At 53.7% G+C, this 272-nt stretch carries 1 protein-coding gene; it reads right to left on the bottom strand.

Going from position 1 to position 272, the window contains the following annotated elements; all coding sequences use genetic code 11:
• Window positions 1-247 (bottom strand): hypothetical protein (locus MTCD1_RS19210; protein ID WP_438819304.1); only part of this gene is annotated, 247 nt, incomplete at its 3' end.
• Window positions 248-272: the final 25 nt, after the last annotated feature.

Here is a 272-nt window from a genome sequence, read left to right on the forward strand (position 1 = left end):
ACTGACTCCAGCCAGAACTGTTCATCCTTAAACCACTTGTGTGGGCATGAGCACCCGCGGCCCCTGTTGAACCGCTCAGACTGTGAGCATGAGCCCCCGTGTTATTCGTCGATTTGGTGCCGTAATCGAAACTGCCTGTTGTTTTCGTCCCGTAATCAAACGACGATGTGGTTTTCGTCCCCAAATCCGTACCGGATGCACTGGCACTGTGGGTGTGCGACTTAATTCCATCCTGTTCCTGAGACAATACAGCACGACCGCTGGCGGGTTTC

The sequence above is a fragment of the Colwellia marinimaniae genome (assembly GCF_002207865.1).
GTDB lineage: Bacteria > Pseudomonadota > Gammaproteobacteria > Enterobacterales > Alteromonadaceae > Colwellia > Colwellia marinimaniae.